The sequence below is a fragment of the Alkalihalobacillus alcalophilus ATCC 27647 = CGMCC 1.3604 genome (assembly GCF_000292245.2).
GTDB lineage: Bacteria > Bacillota > Bacilli > Bacillales > Bacillaceae_D > Alkalihalobacillus > Alkalihalobacillus alcalophilus.
In genome coordinates this window covers 1-14,148 of sequence record NZ_ALPT02000026.1, presented here as the reverse complement: position 1 = coordinate 14,148, position 14,148 = coordinate 1, and the positions used below count along the sequence as shown (strand labels likewise).

The following is a 14,148-nucleotide window of genomic DNA, read 5'->3' as shown; positions in this document are numbered from 1 at the left end:
TGTCCAAATCTCTAAAAAAATAAAAATGATAATAATGATAGTATGAAATGCTATTCGCTTTCAACAAAATCGACCAAAGCTTCTAACGCTTCTTGTTCGTCATGTCCTTCACAAATTAAAGTCATTTCTGCTTTGTGTCCAAGAGCTAAACTCATCAACCCCATAATACTTTTAGCATTAACCTTTTTATGTTCTTTTTCGATAAAAACATCGGCTGCAAAACGGTTGGCCTCCTGTACAAAGCGAGCCGCCGGACGGGCTTGTAATCCTGATTTTAATTGAACGATTACATCTTTTTGTACCATTCAACATCTCCTCCTTTATTAAACTAAAATTAAGTGTTAATGGGCAGCTTTTTTTTCCTCGCTGCCCAGTTATACAACTTCCAAGAAACAATTTATATTTTTTTAAATTCTATCTTATGCCCATTACGAATCTTATCGGCAATATCGTCAATTTTTCTTAATCGATGATTGACTCCTGACTTGCTAACTGTGCCGCCATCAACCATTTCACCTAGTTCTTTCAAGGTAACATCTTGGTGATTCATTCGTAAGACCGCCATTTCCCTTAATTTAGGTGGCAAATTTTCTAAACCATATTCTCGGTCAACTAAACGAATATTTTCCACTTGACGAAGGGCTGCACCTACTGTTTTATTCAGATTAGCGGTTTCGCAGTTAACTAAACGATTAACTGAGTTTCTCATATCCTTCATAATGCGGACATCTTCAAAATAAAGCAGTGCTTGATGGGCACCAATTATATTCAGAAACTCGGTTATCTTTTCACTTTCTTTCATATACGTAATGAACCCCTTCTTGCGTTCCAATGTTTTGGCATTTAGATGATATTCGTTCATTAATTCACATAATGAATCATTATGTTCTTGATGAAACGAAAAGATTTCTAAATGGTAAGAAGATGTTTCTGGGTGATTAATCGAACCACCCGCTAAAAAGGCTCCACGTAAATACGCTCTTTTGCAACACTCTTTTTTCATAAGCTTTGTAGAAACCGCTCGATTAAAGGTCATTCCCTCACCAATAATATCAAGTACTTCTAATAAGTCACGTGCCTGTTTGGATATCCGAACGAGATAAACATTATTTTTCTTTAATCTCATTTTTTTTCGAACGAGTAGCTCTAAATAGATATCAGGGTTTTGCCTTTTAATTAGTGTATAAATTCTTCTAGCAATTGCTGCATTTTCCGTTGTAATATCTAAACTAAATTGCTGACTACCAAAGGAAATTGTACCATTCATACGAATTAAGGCAGCAAGTTCTGCTTGTGCACAGCAATCATCACTTTCTAATTGAGTTAATTCTTTTTTTGTTGTGGCTGCGAAGGACATTATAATCACTCCTTTCAGCCGTGTAGACAATCAATATTCCTTAACTTGCAAGCAACGCTCTGCTTACAACATAAAATGGAAGCACCCCACACGGATTTAGTTATTTTCTCTCATTATATTTAGCAACGCCTTTGACACTTTGACAGCATCATGACGTAACACATCCTCATTCTCAATCACAAAATGATCGCGAATCACATTCACACCGCTTTGTTTTAATTTATGCTCATCTACTTCAACAGGTGCTGCGTCTTCTAAAGCATACTTCTTTTTAACGCTTTCAGAAACAGGCGTACCATGGACAAGGATGTGATCAACAACATTTTCACCACAATGGCTTAAAATCCCCTCAAGATGGTCAGCCGCTGTGTAATGATCGGTCTCCCCTTTTTGGGTCATAACATTTGAAATGTAGACTTTTGGGGCACGCGACTTCACAATCGTTTCAACAATACCTGGTACGAGTAAATTAGGCAAAACACTCGTATAAAGGCTACCTGGTCCTAAAACAATTAAATCCGCACGTTTTAATTCTCGTAAACACTCAGATAATGCATATATTTTTTCAGGTGTGAGAAACACTCGCTTAATTCTTTTTCCTGACTTAGGAATGGTTGATTCTCCAGTTACAATCGAACCATCCACCATTTCAGCATGGAGCACAACACTGCGATTAGCAGCTGGTAATACTTTTCCTCTTACATTTAGTACTTTGCTAATTTCTGAGATTCCATTAGCAAAATCACCTGTAATAGATGTCATTCCCGCCAATAACAGATTTCCCAAGGAATGACCAGAAAGTCCATTACCATTTTCAAATCGATGTTGAAATAGCTGCTCCACAAGCGGTTCTACTTCTGCTAATGCAACAAGAACATTTCGAATATCACCAGGAGGAGGGACATCTAACTCTTTCCTTAATCGACCTGAACTTCCACCATCATCAGCAACTGTCACGATTGCCGTAATATCGACTGGGAAGGTCTTTAAACCACGAAGCAAAACAGATAAACCAGTTCCACCACCAATGACCACTATTCTCTTATTCACTTAAGACGTCCCTTCCCCTTCTCGATATCTCGATGGCTAATTCTTGTGTCATATTCCTTGCTAAAATGTTTGCCAAAATACTCGGCTAATGTAACCGAACGGTGTTTTCCTCCTGTACAGCCAATTCCAATGACGACCTGACTTTTGCCTTCTCTTTTATATTGAGGCAACATAAAATCAAGCAAGTCCTTTAATTTCTCAATTAATTGCTGGGTTTCACTCCACTTCAATACGTAGGATGAAACCTCTTCCTCTAAACCGGTTTTAGGCCTCATATGGTCTATATAATGAGGATTTGGTAAAAACCTGACATCGAATGTTAAATCAGAGTCGATCGGAATCCCATACTTAAATCCAAATGATACTACATTTACAACAAATGAAGAAGAATGCTCGGAAGAAAAGCTTTCAATGATTTTTTCACGAAGCTCAACTGGTTTTAAATCCGTCGTATCAATAATTTGCTGGGCTCGACCTTTCATTTCCTCTAATAGCTCTCGTTCCTCGGTAATACCAGTAAGTGGTAGTCCGCCCTTAGAAAGTGGATGCGAACGTCTTGTTTCCTTATAACGTTGGACAAGCTTAGCATCCTTAGCATCTAAAAAGAGAGTTTTCACGTGTAAATTGACACTTGCTGATTGACTAATCGTATCAATTGTTTCAAATAATTGTTCAAAAAAAGCTTGGCTCCGTAAATCGATCACCAAAGCTACTTTCTCCATCTTACCGTTTGCCCCTTCAATTAAATCAACAAACTTTGGTAACAAAGCAGGTGGAAGATTATCGACACAGAAATACCCTAAGTCCTCAAAACTTTGAACAGCGACAGTTTTCCCCGCACCTGACATCCCTGTGATAATGACAATTTCGATATCTTTTTTTTCAACCGTCATTTTAGCCCACCTTCTCTTTATCTTAGATTTTTTTTCTAAAAATTTCGGAAAATAGGCAAAGCTGTCCTCTTTTTAACCTATTCTTCTTTTTATATAAAAGTCTATAAAAATGGCTCAGTCTAACAAAATCGTTATGAAAACTTGATGAGCCCACATTCTAAAAACAAGCGGTTAAACGACTTACTTTGATTCATTGTTTGGATCAAGTCGATAAGATAGCAATTTAAAATCAGGCGTATAATGAAAGGTTGCATAAAGCACACCTTCTCCGTTTAAAGCGTGATCAATCACATATTGGTCACCTGCTGCCATCGGTAAATCCTTAATAGTACTCTTCTCTGTCCATTGCAATTTCCCTTCTGGAGATTGCTCTAACTGTTGTCCTTGATAATTAGACGCAACGAAAGTAAACATCATCCATTCTGAAGTGATTTGATCGTTCTCAACTATCACCATAGAACAAACGGCCTTTAATTCCGCTGCTTCTACTTGCAAGCCGGTTTCTTCACGATATTCACGCACAGCTGACTCTTTGATCGTTTCTCCAGCTTCCATCTTACCCCCTGGAGCTACCCACCAACCTCGTCTAGGCTTTTGTAGCAATAATACTTCCTCTTCCTTGACTAAGACACAATTCGTCACCCTTTGCAATTGCTTCACCTCACGTTTCCATACTCTTTTATTATACATTCATTTTCAGTTCGTCACAATTGTTAGGGACCGATTCTCATTCACCAAAAAATGTATAAACGTTGAAAACATTTAGTTATGAAAAAAGAGCAACCACTTTTATTAAGCAGTTATTTATAAAATTACCGTCCTTTGACTTGTGTCAAAGACAAAAAACCCGTCGATTGACGAGTAAAAGACGATTATTTATCCACCTTTTGTATTTAAATTTTAAACTTCAAATCAGCTTCATAGTCCCCTGTTCATTGCTATATATGTCTTTTCAAACAAAAAAAGGCACGGGACCGTTTCCCGTGCAAAAAATTATATAAAAAAGGGGGTCAATTACTTATTTATATATTAACCATTTATTATTTCATGACTGTTACAGAAGCATTAAGACCGAATTACGGTTTGAAAAGATTTTATTTTTTCTCTAGGTCTTTTTTTATAAAAACATCTTGGAATTTTATTATATTATTTCACTTTCTCCTCTAATGTTTCTAAATAATGCTGAACTTGTTGAGCAGCTATACTTCCATCCCCAGTTGCTGTCACAATTTGACGAAGACTTTTTTCACGAACATCACCAGCAGCAAAAATCCCCGGTACCTCAGTTTCCATATCTTCATTGGTTACAATATAACCTTCTTCATTTAACACACCAAGGTTTTTCACGCTTTGGTTTAAAGGTAACATGCCGATATAAACAAATACGCCATCAGTTTTGAAGTCTTTTACTTCACCCGTTTTTGTATTTTCAATCGTCACACTTGATACTTTACCATTTTCGCCGTTCACTTCATTCACAACATGGTCCCAAATGAATTCAATTTTTTCATTGTTAAACGCACGATCTTGTAAAATCTTTTGAGCGCGCAATTGGTCGCGACGGTGGATAATGGTTACTTTTGAAGCGAACTTAGTTAAGTAAACAGCTTCTTCTACCGCTGAATCTCCACCACCAATAACGACTAATTCACGTTGTTTAAAAAAGGCGCCATCACAGACAGCACAGTAAGAAACACCGCGACCACTATACTCTTTTTCACCTGGAATTCCTAATTTTTTATATTCTGCTCCAGTCGTCACGATGACAGCACGAGCTCTATATTCTTTGCTTCCAGCTTTCACTAACTTAACATCGCCTTCATCAACGATCTCTTGAATATCTCCATAGGCATATTCCGCACCGAACTTTTTCGCATGCTCGAACATTTTAGTTGAAAGCTCCGGTCCAAGAATATGGTCAAAACCAGGGTAGTTTTCAACCTCTTCGGTATTGGCCATTTGACCGCCTGGAACCCCACGTTCAATCATAACGGTACTTAAGTTAGCACGCGACGTATAGACAGCAGCCGTCATTCCGGCTGGACCAGCACCAGCAATAATCACATCATAAATTTTTTCTTCACTCATTCGATCACTCCCTATTTCCTTAACCTCTTTATATCTAAATTCATCGTATCGAAATGGCCTTCAAAAGTCTATTATCCTGCTCATGTTAACCATTGCCGAACCATTAATAGGATTCCCAAGGGTGATAAACCCAATCATCAGCTGAGAGTTCGTCTTTTTTTAAATTTGCTAACATCATCGTAGCTTTATCATGCCCTAACGAAACCGATTTCTTTAAATATCGAATCGCTTTTGTGAGCTCATCTGTGTTGGCTAATGCGACCGCATAACAAAATAACCATTGCGGACTATCCTCATAAAAACTATCCGCCATCCTCTCAAATCTTTCTTTCACATTCTCATATTCACCTGCTGCACATAACACTTCCGCAACAAACAAATAATTTTCATAATCAATCGGATACACAATGCGGATCGGCTGTAAAAAAGGTTCCGCCTGCTCTTTTTCATCTTTTTGAAGAAAAAATAAAGCCAAATTCGCACGCACAAATAAATTGCTTTCATCCTCTTTTAAAACATGTGAAGAAATATGGAAGGCTCTTTCATCACCTGTTCGGAAAAATGCCTCTGCTAAATGATTAAAAGCCGCCCAATGCGATGGATGTTTCTTTGTAATTTCTTCTAAAATCGGAATAGCCGCCTGAAAATCACCATTTTTTAAATAGTTACGAGCTTTTTCATGCTCGATAAGAAAGTCATCACTTGCCTCATAATCCATATCATTCTCATTCCATAAAGAAATATCCTCATACTCGACTTCTAATAAATCCAATAAATCTTTTGCATCCTGAAAGAACTGTCCATCAGGATTAAATTGTATATATCGTTCCGCCGCTCCTTGTGCCTTATCAAACAGACCTAAATAAGCGTAGTTATTGGCCATAAAAAAATAACAGTCACTTTGTCCGCCTTCATCATGCTCCACTAAAACGTTTCGCAAGATTTCATTCGACTCTTCATAATGACCCATTTCTGATAAGACAGCTGCTAACTGAACGTGAAAAACAGGCTCCTGATTCGTCAGCTTTACTGCCCGCTGAAAAAGTTTAACAGCCCGTTGTAAATGTTTTTTTCGATAGGCAATTAGGCCTCTTTGAAAGAAATAATCACCATTTTGTATAAAAGGTATGACCTTTCTTCCTTCATGCTGAGGAGTTAATTCCATGAAGCGCTTGACCTCCAGTGTTGATTCATTGCTCCAATTATACTATATCACCGGAGCTTTCGACACATTTTTTCAGGAATTATAAAAATGGATATTTATACAATTAGAATGCGACTATTTCGGTGGTAAAAGTGATGGTTGGTGACGTTGCTCAGCTAAAGCACTTTTGACGGCACTTCCCCTCTTTTTTATGCATCATCGCTGATCAAAACACTTGTGGCAACGTTCCTCCTCCCTTTTTTACACATCATCGCCAGCCAAAAACTCCAAACAAAAAAATCACTACCTAAATAGTGATTTTTCGCTCTTGCTCTGCACGCTAACTCCCGCTATGTCGTTCTTCTAATACGGCCAGCACTTCGTCAATTGGTAACTTTTGTTCGCGCAATAGGACGAGCAAGTGGTATAACAAGTCTGCTACTTCCCATTTTAATTCTTCTGGATCACGGTTTTTAGCGGCGATGATGACTTCTCCTGCCTCTTCACCGACCTTTTTTAAAATTTTGTCGACACCTTTTTCAAAAAGATAGGTCGTATAAGCTCCTTCAGGCATTTCCGCTTCCCGAGTGGCGATAACGGATTCTAGTTCATTCAAAATTGCATATCGATCAGCACGTCCGTTAATCAATTTTTGTCGCTCAATCGACTCCTGCTCATCATTACGGCTCGGCTCTTCAACTAATGAATTTGTAAAACAAGTGTAACTACCTGTATGGCAAGCTGGCCCTGCTGGTTCGACTAAAACAAGTAGAGCGTCTGCATCACAATCAAAGCGGATATCAATAATAGATTGTGTATTACCTGATGTTCCACCTTTATGCCAAAGCTCCTGGCGAGAACGACTGTAAAACCATGTTTCTTTTGTTTCCAATGATTTCTTAAGTGATTCTTTATTCATATAAGCTAATGTTAATACTTCTTTGGAAACAGCATCCTGGACGATCGCAGATACGAGACCTTTTTCATCAAAACGAACTTTCTCTATATTCATCGAACAGGCACACCTTTCTCTTTTAAATACTCTTTTACTTCGGCAACAGATGTTTCTTTATAATGAAAAATCGAAGCTGCCAACGCCGCGTCTGCATTTGCCTTCACAAACACCTCATCAAAATCAGCCGCCGCTCCAGCTCCACCGGAGGCGATAACTGGCACTGAAACTGCCTCACTTACTGCTTTTGTCAACGCAAGATCAAAGCCTTTTTTCTCGCCATCTTGGTCCATACTTGTTAATAAAAATTCCCCTGCACCTAAACGGACGGCTTCTTTTGCCCAAGAGATGACTTCCCAATCCGTCGCTTGGCGGCCTCCATGGGTATAAATTCTCCAAGAACCGAGAGCCTCATCGTATTTAGCATCAATCGCGACGACAATACATTGAGAACCGAAAAAGTCGGCTCCTTCTTTGATTAATTCCGGCCTTTTCACGGCGGCTGTATTAAGAGAAACTTTATCGGCCCCCGCACGAAGAACCCGTTTCATATCCTCTAATGTGTTAATACCGCCACCAACTGTAAAGGGAATCGCTAATTTAGCAGCAACTTCCTCAACAACATCAATCATTGTTTCGCGTCCTTCATGCGAAGCAGAAATATCGAGAAACACCAATTCATCGGCTCCCTGCTCATCATAAAAAGCGGCTAACTCAACCGGATCACCAGCATCACGAAGATCAACAAATTGTACTCCTTTAACAACACGCCCCTCTTTGACATCTAAACAAGGAATGATTCTTTTCGTTAACATCACCTATTCCTCCTTCCCTGTAAGAGCCTCGGCTAAAGTAAATTGATTCGTATATAAAGCTTTACCGACAATTGCTCCGGCGACTCCATCAGCACTACTCGCTCGCAGTTCCTGTAAATCTTTTAAATTACTTACCCCACCGGATGCAATGACTTCTTTTCCGGTCGCTTTGGCTAGAGTGACAATCGCTTCCGTATTTGGTCCGCTCAACATCCCATCACGTGAAATATCCGTAAAAATAAATACTTCCGCTCCAAATCGGGCTAATTCTTTTCCGAGTTCTTCCGCCTTCACACTTGAAGTTTCAAGCCAGCCTTCTGTCGCGACATAACCATCACGGGCATCTATTCCGATCACAATTTTATCGCCGCCATACTTGGCCAACATTTCTTTTGTAAACGCAGGGTTTTGGACAGCCACACTACCTAGAATAACTCGATCGACTCCCGCCTCAAGATAAAAAGCAACATCTTCAGCCGTTCGGATTCCTCCACCTATTTGGACAGAAACATCAAGCTCTTGGGCGACACGAATGACAAATTCATGATTGACTCGCTTTTTCGCCTTCGCACCGTCTAAATCGACCATATGTATCCATTTTGCTCCAGCTTCTGCAAATGATTTCGCCATTTCAAAAGGAGAATCTCCATAAATCGTTTCTTGATTGTAATCCCCTTGTACGAGGCGGACACATTTTCCATCACGCATATCGATTGCTGGATATATGATAAAATCACTCACGCTCTGCTTCCTCCTCAACGATTTTTCCGAAATTCTTTAAGATTTGCATCCCAACCTCACTGCTTTTTTCTGGGTGAAATTGCGTTGCCATCACAGAACCACGGGCCACTACTGCTGGAACAGGACCATCATATTCAGCCGTTGCTACTAGTACAGATGGATCTTCGGTTTTTACGACATAAGAGTGAACAAAATAAACATGACCCTCCTCGACATTTTCAAGCAGTGGGTGCTCTCGCTCAGTGAAATGAAGCAAATTCCAGCCCATATGTGGCACTTTATAAGTTTTGCCTTCAGGTGTTACGCCTGAAAAACGTTCAACCCGACCCGGCAATAAACCAATGCCCTTTGTCTGTCCATGTTCTGTACTTTCTTGAAATAAGAGCTGCATCCCGAGGCAAATACCAAGTAACGGCTTTTTGGCATACGTCCAATCCTGTAAAAAGGCGGCCAAACCGGTTTCTTGCAAAATTTCCATCGCATCAGGAAATGCCCCAACACCAGGTAAAATCAGTCCATCCATTTCGACTAATTCTTCAATTTTTTCACTAATAATATACTTATATCCTAAACGCTCTAATGCTTTGCTGACACTGTGCAAATTGCCCATGCCGTAATCGACAATTCCAATCATTTATAACATCCCTTTCGTTGAGGGGATGCCCTTCACACGACTATCGATTGTCGTTGCCTCATCAAGTGCTCGTGCTAATGCTTTAAAAATCGCTTCAATGATGTGATGTGTATTTTGACCATAATGGACGATAACATGTAAATTCATTCGAGCTTCAAGTGCGAGCTTCCACAAAAATTCATGGACAAGCTCCGTATCAAAAGTGCCGACTTTTTGACTCGGTAGTTCAGCTCGAAACTCTAAGTGTGGACGATTGCTTAAATCGACGACCACTTGTGCTAATGCCTCATCCATTGGAACGAACGCACTTCCATAACGCTTAATCCCTTTTTTATCGCCTAACGCTTCTTTTAAAGCATATCCAAGGCAAATGCCAATATCCTCGGTTGTATGATGATCATCGACCTCAATATCGCCAGTGGCATCGACCGTTAAATTAAAGTGGCCATGCTTTGTAAATAAATCAAGCATATGGCTCATAAAGGGCACGCCTGTTTTTAAATCTGAAATCCCTTCTCCATCTACGGAAAAATCTAATTTAATTTGTGTCTCCCCTGTGTTTCGTTCAATAAATGCACGTCTTGATTCCATCATTTTTCCTCCAATCGTATTTCAATCGCTCGGGCATGTGCTTCTAACCCTTCTAAGCGGGCAATCGTGGCAATTTTTGAGCCATTTTCAACAAGAGCTTTTTCACTATAAGAGATAATGCTCGTTTTTTTCGTAAAATCATCCACACTTAATGGACTCGAAAATCGAGCTGTTCCATTCGTTGGTAAAATATGATTGGTGCCAGCAAAATAATCACCCACTGGCTCAGAGCTATACTCTCCAAGAAAAATCGCCCCGGCATGACGAATTTTCCCGACAATATTTAATGGCTCTTTTGTCAAAATTTCTAAATGCTCTGGTGCTAGTTCATTCACAACCTTAATCGATTCTTCTAAATTAGTCGTTACGATAATTTGTCCATATTGCTCAAGGGAGGCTTGAGCGATTTCTTTTCTTGGCAACGTCTCAAGTTGCTTTTGAACTTCTTTTGCGACTGCTTCGGCTAACACTTGGGATTCAGTCACAAGCACGGAAGAAGCAAGCTCATCATGCTCAGCCTGTGACAATAAATCCGCAGCAATATAAGCAATATTCGCTTGTTCATCCGCCAAAACAACAATTTCACTCGGTCCAGCAATCATATCTATATCTACTTCACCAAAAACCTCTCTTTTAGCAAGAGCGACAAAAATATTGCCTGGCCCCGTAATTTTATCTACTTTTGGGATCGTTTCTGTACCATAGGCTAAAGCCGCAATCGCCTGAGCCCCACCAACTTTATAAATCTCCTCTACCCCCAGTTCATGCGCGGTGACTAGGACAACTGGCTCAAGCTGTCCATTCGGTTGAGGTGGGGAAACCATCACAATCCGCTCCACTCCTGCCACTTGAGCCGGAATAACATTCATCATTATCGAAGACGGATAAGCTGCTTTTCCCCCCGGCACATAAAGGCCTGCTGAATCGAGTGGCGTAATTTTCTGGCCTAACATCGTCCCATCTGCTTTCGTTGTAAACCATGATTGAGTGGTTTGCCTTTGATGAAAGTCGCGAATGTTTTCAATCGCCGCTCTTAAAGCATCCAATGTTTCTTCATCAATTTCAGTATAAGCTTGTTTGACTTCCTCTTCTTGTACCTTTAAATCTTCTAATACAGCTCGATCAAATTTTTCCGTAAAATAAGTTAAAGCTGCATCTCCTTCTTGTCGAACTTTTCCAATAATTTCAGTAACAACTTTCCCTTGTTCCTCTGTTCCTGAGTCCAGGTCACGTTTAATGCTTATATCGGCATCATATTGAACAATTTTCACCGTAACTCCTCCTCGACAACGACCGATAATCGCTCGACCATTTCCTCAATTCGTTCATCTTTTAAACGATAACTCACTGGATTAACAATAATTCGTGACGTTATCGGCACAATCGTTTCCAATTCAACTAAGCCATTTTCCTTTAAGGTTTGCCCGGTAGAAACAATATCAACAATTCGATCCGCTAGCCCAATTAATGGAGCCAGTTCAATCGAACCATTTAATTTAATAATTTCCACTTGTTCGCCCTGTTCTTTAAAATATTGAGTCGCTAAATTCGGATACTTCGAGGCAACTTTAGGATTAATGTCTTTTTTAGCATAACCAGGTAAACCGGCGACCGCTAAATAACAAGCACTAATTTTCAAATCAAGCACCTCGTAAACATCACGCTCTTCTTCAATCATAACATCCTTACCCGCCACTCCAATATCCGCCACCCCATGCTCAACATAAGTGGGAACATCCATCGGTTTTGCTAAAATAAACCTCATCTTCTCTTCTGGTACATCAATAATCAACTTTCGCGAGTTTTCAAATTCATCAGGAAGGTCATAACCAGCTTTCCTTAAAAGCTCAACCGCCTCCTCAAAAATTCGTCCTTTAGGCATCGCTACTGTTAATAAATCACTCATGTTAAGATGCCTCCTTTAGCTTTAGGCTGTTTGCCAATGAAATAAAGCACATCATCATATTGTTCCGTCATTAAATCGAGGTCCTTTATTCCCGCTAAATCCTGCATCACAACCGCATAACCTTCTTGGCGTTTTTTTGTCGCCACTTCAATCGCTTCCACCCGACGCTCACGACTAAAAATAATACAAACTTGCTCTGATAATTCCGTCACTTCTGCTAATGCTTCCACTAATAAATCAAGTCGAATCCCAAAACCGGTCGCCTGTGCCGGTCGCTTAAATTTTTCTAAAAGTTCGTCATAACGGCCACCACTCGAGACAGGAACCCCTAACTTATCCCCGTATCCTTCAAAAACAACCCCTGTATAATAGCTCATATGTAAAACAAGATTTAAATCAAATTTCACATAATCGGTTAATTGATACGCTTGTAGGACTGACCAAAGTTCCTGTAACTCCTGAATGGCCGCTTTCCCTGCTTCTGTTTGAATAATCTCGCTAGCTTCACCTAAAACTTCTTGACTGCCACGTAATTTCAAAAGCTTTAGTAAACGTGATTTATCAATGGAAGACAACGACAAACTTTTAACATGTTCCTTAAACCCTACATAATTTTTTTCATATAAAAAACGAATAAGTGCATCCGCCCGTTCAGCATTGCCGACAATATCAAGCAATAACGCCTGCAAAAAGCCAATATGACCAAGGGCAACAGTGAAATGTTTCAATCCCGTCTGCTTTAACGAAGATATCATTAAAGCAATCACTTCACCGTCCGCACTAATCGTCCCATCACCAATCAGCTCAACTCCAATCTGTTCAAACTCAGCAGGCTTTCCGGCTTCATGCTGCTGGGCCCTAAACACATTTGACTGATAGCTTAAACGCAATGGATAGGCCGCATCCTTTAAGCTCGAAGCAACAAGCCTCGCAATCGGAGCTGTCATATCCGGACGCAAAACTAATGAACGTCCTTGTTGGTCTAAAAGTTTAAAAAGTTGTTGATCCAAAATCGCCGAAGCAACTCCAACCGTATCGTAATATTCTAAAGTCGGCGTTTCAATAAAATGATAACCCCAACTCTTAATTTCCGCTGAAACTTTATCCCTAACATCCCTTTTCGTCTCATATAATTTTGGCAGTGTATCTCGCATACCTAATGGCTTCTCAAACATGAACGGCTTCGTCACTCTACTCACCTCAATAACATTCTGTTTATCTATTATATAAAACCAAAACACTTTAGTACACTAATATACTAACAAGATAAAGTATACTGAACATTTTACCCTTTCAAAGAATAAGCGTCAAGGAAAAACAAATGACATTTTTTTAATGTACTGGCCATTCATTCCTTTCATACCGATGATTCGCACCTTAATTTGCGACAGTATTGGATTTCATTACTTATTCTGGTTTATTCGCACCTTAATTTGGCACTGCTCGGCTTTTCATTACTTATTCCAGTTTATTCGAACTCTAATTTGACACAGCACAGCTTTTCATTACCTATCCCGCTTTATTCGCACCCTAATTTGGCACTGCTCGGCTTTTCATTACCTATTTTGGTTTATTCGCACCCTAATTTGGCACAGCTCAGCTTTTCATTACTTATCCCACACTATTCGAACTCTAATTTGCCCACTGCCACTTTTTCATTACCTATTCCAGTTTATTCGAACTCTAATTTCTCACAGCACGGCTTTTCATTACTTATTCCCCATTATTCGCACCTTAATTTGGCACTGCTCGGCTTTTCATTACTTATTCCAGTTTATTCGCACCTTAATTTGGCACTGCTCGGCTTTTCATTACTTATCCCACTTTATTCGCACCTTAATTTGGCACTGCTCGGCTTTTCATTACTTATTCCAGTTTATTCGAACTCTAATTTGGCACTGCACAGCTTTTCATTACTTATCCCCCATTATTCGCACCCTAATTTTCCACAGCACAGCTTTTCATTACTTATCCCAC

General features: G+C 39.7%; 16 protein-coding genes. 1 reads left to right on the top strand and 15 read right to left on the bottom strand.

Annotation, left to right across the window (positions count from 1 at the left end; all coding sequences use genetic code 11):
* Nucleotides 1-50 precede the first annotated feature (50 nt).
* The 15 genes from BALCAV_RS08815 to BALCAV_RS08745 all read right to left on the bottom strand — a co-directional run bounded on the left by BALCAV_RS08815 (nucleotide 51) and on the right by BALCAV_RS08745 (nucleotide 13,361).
* A complete protein-coding gene (locus BALCAV_RS08815) occupies nucleotides 51-305 on the bottom strand; it encodes an HPr family phosphocarrier protein (protein ID WP_003321878.1) in 255 nt (84 codons plus the stop codon).
* A 92-nt stretch (nucleotides 306-397) separates the two neighbouring features.
* Nucleotides 398-1,357 (bottom strand): DNA-binding protein WhiA, encoded by a 960-nt coding sequence (gene whiA, locus BALCAV_RS08810; protein WP_003321877.1) that lies wholly within the window; start codon nucleotides 1,355-1,357, stop codon nucleotides 398-400.
* 96 nt (nucleotides 1,358-1,453) lie between these two features.
* Nucleotides 1,454-2,407, bottom strand: a complete 954-nt coding sequence (locus tag BALCAV_RS08805) for a gluconeogenesis factor YvcK family protein (protein ID WP_003321876.1) — start codon at nucleotides 2,405-2,407, stop codon at nucleotides 1,454-1,456.
* On the bottom strand, nucleotides 2,404-3,300 hold the full coding sequence (gene rapZ / locus BALCAV_RS08800; protein ID WP_003321875.1) for an RNase adapter RapZ: 897 nt from the start codon (nucleotides 3,298-3,300) through the stop codon (nucleotides 2,404-2,406). Before rapZ ends, BALCAV_RS08805 begins: the two co-directional genes overlap by 4 nt.
* A 180-nt stretch (nucleotides 3,301-3,480) precedes the next feature.
* Nucleotides 3,481-3,951, bottom strand: coding sequence for an 8-oxo-dGTP diphosphatase (locus BALCAV_RS08795; RefSeq protein ID WP_003321873.1), 471 nt, complete (start codon nucleotides 3,949-3,951; stop codon nucleotides 3,481-3,483).
* A gap of 495 nt (nucleotides 3,952-4,446) precedes the next feature.
* Nucleotides 4,447-5,388, bottom strand: coding sequence for a thioredoxin-disulfide reductase (trxB, locus tag BALCAV_RS08790; RefSeq protein WP_003321872.1), 942 nt, complete (start codon nucleotides 5,386-5,388; stop codon nucleotides 4,447-4,449).
* Nucleotides 5,389-5,491: 103 nt separating this feature from the next.
* A complete protein-coding gene (locus BALCAV_RS08785; RefSeq protein WP_003321871.1) occupies nucleotides 5,492-6,553 on the bottom strand; it encodes a tetratricopeptide repeat protein in 1,062 nt (353 codons plus the stop codon).
* Between the two features lie 319 nt (nucleotides 6,554-6,872).
* Nucleotides 6,873-7,544, bottom strand: coding sequence for a bifunctional phosphoribosyl-AMP cyclohydrolase/phosphoribosyl-ATP diphosphatase HisIE (hisIE, locus tag BALCAV_RS08780; protein WP_003321870.1), 672 nt, complete (start codon nucleotides 7,542-7,544; stop codon nucleotides 6,873-6,875).
* Entirely contained in the window at nucleotides 7,541-8,299 is a 759-nt protein-coding gene (gene hisF, locus BALCAV_RS08775; protein WP_003321869.1) for an imidazole glycerol phosphate synthase subunit HisF, read from the bottom strand. The genes hisIE and hisF overlap by 4 nt, the downstream gene beginning before the upstream one ends.
* Before the next feature lie 3 nt (nucleotides 8,300-8,302).
* The gene (hisA, locus tag BALCAV_RS08770; RefSeq protein WP_003321868.1) at nucleotides 8,303-9,040 is read right to left on the bottom strand and encodes a 1-(5-phosphoribosyl)-5-[(5-phosphoribosylamino)methylideneamino]imidazole-4-carboxamide isomerase; all 738 of its coding nucleotides are present in this window, start codon (nucleotides 9,038-9,040) and stop codon (nucleotides 8,303-8,305) included.
* Nucleotides 9,033-9,674, bottom strand: a complete 642-nt coding sequence (gene hisH / locus BALCAV_RS08765; RefSeq protein ID WP_003321867.1) for an imidazole glycerol phosphate synthase subunit HisH — start codon at nucleotides 9,672-9,674, stop codon at nucleotides 9,033-9,035. Before hisH ends, hisA begins: the two co-directional genes overlap by 8 nt.
* On the bottom strand, nucleotides 9,675-10,265 hold the full coding sequence (gene hisB / locus BALCAV_RS08760; RefSeq protein ID WP_003321865.1) for an imidazoleglycerol-phosphate dehydratase HisB: 591 nt from the start codon (nucleotides 10,263-10,265) through the stop codon (nucleotides 9,675-9,677).
* Nucleotides 10,265-11,536 carry a histidinol dehydrogenase gene (gene hisD, locus BALCAV_RS08755; RefSeq protein WP_003321863.1) on the bottom strand — a complete coding sequence of 424 codons (1,272 nt, stop codon included), beginning with the start codon at nucleotides 11,534-11,536 and terminating at the stop codon, nucleotides 10,265-10,267. The genes hisB and hisD overlap by 1 nt, the downstream gene beginning before the upstream one ends.
* The gene (gene hisG, locus BALCAV_RS08750) at nucleotides 11,533-12,171 is read right to left on the bottom strand and encodes an ATP phosphoribosyltransferase (protein WP_003321862.1); all 639 of its coding nucleotides are present in this window, start codon (nucleotides 12,169-12,171) and stop codon (nucleotides 11,533-11,535) included. The genes hisD and hisG overlap by 4 nt, the downstream gene beginning before the upstream one ends.
* Entirely contained in the window at nucleotides 12,168-13,361 is a 1,194-nt protein-coding gene (locus BALCAV_RS08745) for an ATP phosphoribosyltransferase regulatory subunit (protein WP_003321861.1), read from the bottom strand. Before BALCAV_RS08745 ends, hisG begins: the two co-directional genes overlap by 4 nt.
* Nucleotides 13,362-13,553: 192 nt before the next feature.
* Here BALCAV_RS08745 and BALCAV_RS22045 point away from each other — a divergent pair.
* On the top strand, nucleotides 13,554-14,148 hold a 595-nt coding region (locus BALCAV_RS22045; RefSeq protein WP_152563041.1), incomplete at its 3' end, for a hypothetical protein.